At 39.6% G+C, this 4,488-nt stretch carries 5 protein-coding genes; 4 read left to right on the forward strand and 1 reads right to left on the reverse strand.

Features of this window, described 5'->3' with window-relative positions; genetic code table 11:
* Positions 1-119 precede the first annotated feature (119 nt).
* On the forward strand, positions 120-878 hold the full coding sequence (locus CRI9333_RS24495; RefSeq protein WP_015205643.1) for a hypothetical protein: 759 nt from the start codon (positions 120-122) through the stop codon (positions 876-878).
* Between the two features lie 32 nt (positions 879-910).
* On the opposite strand, the gene CRI9333_RS24500 is transcribed toward CRI9333_RS24495, so the two are convergent.
* Positions 911-1,606 carry a hypothetical protein gene (locus tag CRI9333_RS24500; protein ID WP_015205644.1) on the reverse strand — a complete coding sequence of 232 codons (696 nt, stop codon included), beginning with the start codon at positions 1,604-1,606 and terminating at the stop codon, positions 911-913.
* Positions 1,607-2,245: 639 nt separating this feature from the next.
* Between CRI9333_RS24500 and CRI9333_RS24510 the strand changes: the two genes are divergently transcribed.
* The 3 genes from CRI9333_RS24510 (at position 2,246) to CRI9333_RS24520 (ending at position 4,379) form a co-directional block, all read left to right on the forward strand.
* Positions 2,246-2,815, forward strand: a complete 570-nt coding sequence (locus CRI9333_RS24510; RefSeq protein WP_015205646.1) for a hypothetical protein — start codon at positions 2,246-2,248, stop codon at positions 2,813-2,815.
* A 233-nt stretch (positions 2,816-3,048) separates the two neighbouring features.
* On the forward strand, positions 3,049-3,264 hold the full coding sequence (locus CRI9333_RS24515) for a hypothetical protein (RefSeq protein WP_015205647.1): 216 nt from the start codon (positions 3,049-3,051) through the stop codon (positions 3,262-3,264).
* A 179-nt stretch (positions 3,265-3,443) separates the two neighbouring features.
* Positions 3,444-4,379, forward strand: coding sequence for a protein rep (locus tag CRI9333_RS24520; RefSeq protein ID WP_015205648.1), 936 nt, complete (start codon positions 3,444-3,446; stop codon positions 4,377-4,379).
* Positions 4,380-4,488 lie beyond the last annotated feature (109 nt).

Genomic DNA, 4,488 nt, shown 5'->3' on the forward strand with positions numbered 1-4,488 from the left:
AGCCATTAACTAAGCTTTTTATTTTAGTGCGAATAAAAGATTTATTAGTTAAAATAAGTAAAGTTAAAAGATTGATAGTTTTAAAAACAAAACTGTATTTGAAAAGTTAGGATTACATAATGACAACCTTAGTTTTGTCTGCGGAAGTAACAGACGTTAATATAGGCTTTCTGGTAATTGATGGGTTAATGGACGAAAACGGCAATTTTTACATTGCTGTTCCCCAGATGGCTGACATTGATCTAGTCCCACCAAATAGAAGCTCAAAACAGCTAGAAGCTTTTATTAACACGGGTTTCCAGTCCCACGTAAAATTAGATTTTGTCAAGTTAAAAACCGAGTTCAACCCTAAGCCTATTAATGCTATTTCTTTAAAAACCTTTGAAGTTTTACTAGCTAGATTAGACCGAAAGGGCAATGTTAAGGCTCAAGAATTTAGAGATGTTCTAGCTGGTTTATCTTTACATCAGCTTTTTTGTGATGCTTTTGGAATAAGGTTTGAAAAAGAGGAACGTCAAAGTTGGTTAAAAGCTAGGATGCTGACTAAAGAAACGTTTTGGTTTATGGGTGATTCAATTAAACAGTATTATCTTGAGCATCCTAGACAAGAAAAATATCCTAGCCAAAACTATTGCGAAGCCTTTGATACTCTTAACTTTGCGCTGTTTGGTAAAAGATCAAAAACAATTAAGGAAATTCTTGGAATTGGTAAAAGTGCGCTTAACCGTGATCATTTTGGGCAGAATTCTTTAAAAAAGATTGAAATGATTCAACGCATAGCTGAAGCTCAAATTAAGTATGAAAGTAAAAAGCCTGTCGAGGCTGTCAAATTTGCTGCTGCTGTTATGAATTATCAGGTTAGTGATTTCAGGGAATAATTACTAACGCGATAACTTTGTGCTGTATGTTATCAAGTGTTATCGTCTGGTATAACTTCCCAGAGTAACGATCCTCTAACTTTAATTCCTTCTTCTTTGCCGCAATACCTTAAAAGGTATTGCCCAATCCTGACTTCTGTTTTTTCAGCAGCTTTGGTATTTCTCAACTTCTGAGATACTTTATTTTTATCCATTTTTTCTAATCCTGGTAAATTAGGAGCATCGTTAGTCTTAACAATCCAAGGCTTGCGATCGCTCTGGTTAACTTCAACTGGCTGCTGCTCAATACCTGAAATAGACAGTTGGGTTCGATCCCCGTTAATTGACCTTACAATTTGATTATCAGCGTTATCGCTGTTATCAGGTTCTTTAACTGCGTCTGCATTGTTACCACTTGTCTCATTTTCTTTAATCAAATTGTTATCAGGCTGTTCAACTAAATTATTGTTGTTATCACTTACTCTATCTACTTCAGCCATACTGTTATCGGCACTGCTAACATTTGTTATTTCTAGCTTTTTCTCTAATTCAGTCACCCGTCGCTCAAGCTGGCTAAACCTTTCTGTGGATATGCCCGTAGTTGCTGGAGGCTTAATAGGAAAGTCTAAATACTTAGATAGAGCATTTAGAAGCACCTGAGTTTTACTTTCTCCAGTTTCAGCGCAGTGCTGCTGAATACGTTCGTTCAGATCTTCAGGTATACGACCAGAGAAAAAAGGACTAGGCATAGCTGTTATCAGGATAAGATAACATTAAGATAACATATACTTTAAGTTGTTATCAAGCTATTATCAATGTAATCAATATTGTTTCAAGCTTTAACAGTTAAAGCCATGCTAAGATTTAACCGCATAGAAAGGGTGTATTACACGGATACTGACGGTGTTGAGTTCGCCTACGACAACTTCATTTTTCACGACGAAAATGATGATCCTTGGGAAATACGGAGCATTATATATAACGTTGCATCTAGTGATTACCCTGAGTTGACCATAGGTAGCATCAAAATTATGGATGAAGCAAGGACTTGGGGAGAGCTAACGCCAGAGGATTTGAGTTCAAGATTTAATGATGCTTGCGAGAGATTTTACAGGGAGATGTGGTAGTTAAGAGTCAGTGTATATAAATAATCCCCCGTGACCACCACTCCTCAGTCTGCCGAAGCTTTGTGTCAAGGGTTTGAGCGTTAAGGGCTGTTGAATTTGGTTGAGCGAAGCGATCCCGAAGGGCAACCAAATTCTCTACAGCCAGTTAGCGACATCCCTTGACATGAAGTGGCAGACGAGATAATAAGTGGGCGGGGGATTGTTTGATTGCCGATGGCGCGTCGGTTGTAGCCTTAAAGATAGTAGTTTAGAAATCTCTACATGGAAGAACCCATTAAAGCAGAAAGAGCAACAGTTGAATTTTTTGATGGTTTGACCGTTGACGGTTATCGGATGCCTGATGGTGAATTTAGAATTGGGCTGGCTGGAGCTAGTCGTATTTTAGGTTATAGCGATCGATGGTTACGAGATGCTGTTACTGGAGAAACTCCTCGTACAGCTAAAGCCTTGGAGGGTATAGGATTCAGCGAGAATATTGAAAAAGTCCTCGGTCAGTCAAACCAAGGAAATCAGTTTGAAGATACGACTATTAATTTAGATGATTTTAACTGCTGCATCATATATGGTGTTCAAGCTAAGAGAAAAGCAGCGATCGCTTTACAGAAGTCATTTACCAAGTTGGCTCTCAATGACTTTTTTCGTGATGCTTTTGGTGAGCCACCTTTAAGTATTGAACAAAAGCGAGACTTGTTCTACAAAACTTATGCAGCTTCAATCAGCCCTGAAGATTGGCGAACGATGGATAAGCAGGAAATATTGAGATTAGCTTTACCTGGGGATGAACCTCACTTACGACGGGGCAAGTGGAATAGCTGGAGCGACGATATTTAATTTGCCTTCAGAAAAATATAAACTAAGCCACTACTTAGGATATATTTTTGTTGCTCTTTCCATCTTTATTGATTAAATTGTTAGATGGAATCAAAACCCAACTTGGCAGGTTGATAAGTGACTAAACAAAGTCGGTCAAGAGACAATCCGTAGGAGAGAATTGCTCACTCATATTTGTCGTGAGGCAAGGTGAGTGTAATCAGCCATTCTCAATAAGGATTAGGTAATTGACAATGACTAAGTTCTCTAAAGTCGCTTTAGTTGGGCTAGTAACTCTTGCTTTTTCTGTTCTTGCTGGTGTATCGGTAGGAGCAGAAGGATTTAAAAATTCTTTACCTTTATTATTTCAGGCAGCGTCTGCTACAGCCGTAGTATCCAAAAATGCTTTGGATGTTATAGACAACTTGGAGCGCAAAGAGAAGGGTAAGGAGCCCAAGAACGGGGATTGATAATTAAGCGAGGCGTTAGCTCCGCCTTCACTTGAATTATGAGGGATAACGGGCGGCGTAAGCTGCACCGTTATCCCAATCCCCACAAGGGATGTAGCGCAAATCACGGTGAATTGACAAACAATTAGCCCGTTGATAAAGTGAGGTTACCACACGCACACTAATCAACGGGCTATGTTTTGCCTGAACAAACAGACACGGAGCAAAAAAATACTGATGCTCCTAGTTTATCCGATTTGTCATCTCGTGACAAGCCTTGGGATAAACATAGGAGTAACGCCGATAAAGTATCAGCATATTATGTTGGCAGTGAATTTCAAGGTTACAGCGATCGCGCTTATTTTTGTTCAGAATTATTGGACTTCAGATTAACGCCAGATCAAGATGAGGGAGTATATAAGCTTAAATTAGCAGCAGCTAGATTTTGCCGCGTTCGTCACTGTCCGGTCTGCCAATGGAGGCGATCGCTAATGTGGAAAGCTAAAGCTTATAAGATTCTCCCCAGGATTATCAAGAAGTACCCGACTCATCGCTGGTTATTTCTTACCCTGACACTGCGTAACTGCAAGATAACAGAGCTAAGGGAAACACTTAAGCATATGCACGAATCATTCAAGCGTATGACCAAGTTAAAAGCTTTCCCTGCAATTGGCTGGATTAAGTCAACTGAAGTCACCAGGGGTAAAGATGGTTCGGCTCATCCTCATTTCCATTGCTTGTTAATGGTTGCTCCTGGCTACTTCGGAAAAAACTATATCAGGCAGGATGAATGGGTTGAGATGTGGCGACAGTCATTGCGGATTGACTACAACCCAGTATTAGACGTACAGGCGATTAAGAAGGGTCAAAGCCCTGCTAGTTTAGTGCCTGAATTACTGAAGTACTGCACTAAGGAATCAGACCTTGTGGCTGATAGGGAATGGTTTTTAGAACTGACGCGGCAGATGCACAAGACTAGAGCGATCGCCACTGGTGGAGTTTTGAAGGAGTACCTTAAGGAGTTAGAGCAGGAACCAAGCGATTTAGTCGGTGAGGATAGCCAAGCTGAGGTTGATGAAGGGCATCTGTATTTTGACTGGAAACGGAAGGAGAAGAAGTATAGGTTAGTAGAATAAACTAACTTTCGCAAAGATTACAGTTTGATAACAGATGATAACAAAAGTATTAATTTTAAAATTTTGTTATCATCTGTTATTATTTAGACAGCAAAGCAAAAATAGTTTA

It is taken from the genome of Crinalium epipsammum PCC 9333 (assembly GCF_000317495.1).
Classification (GTDB): domain Bacteria; phylum Cyanobacteriota; class Cyanobacteriia; order Cyanobacteriales; family PCC-9333; genus Crinalium; species Crinalium epipsammum.

What these genes read in the sequence shown, in the direction of transcription:
- CRI9333_RS24515 (WP_015205647.1), top strand. Translation starts at nt 3,049, where the DNA reads ATGACTAAGTTCTCTAAAGTCGCTTTAGTTGGGCTAGTAACTCTTGCT.
- CRI9333_RS24500 (WP_015205644.1), bottom strand. Translation starts at nt 1,606, where the DNA reads ATGCCTAGTCCTTTTTTCTCTGGTCGTATACCTGAAGATCTGAACGAA.
- CRI9333_RS24510 (WP_015205646.1), top strand. Translation starts at nt 2,246, where the DNA reads ATGGAAGAACCCATTAAAGCAGAAAGAGCAACAGTTGAATTTTTTGAT.
- CRI9333_RS24495 (WP_015205643.1), top strand. Translation starts at nt 120, where the DNA reads ATGACAACCTTAGTTTTGTCTGCGGAAGTAACAGACGTTAATATAGGC.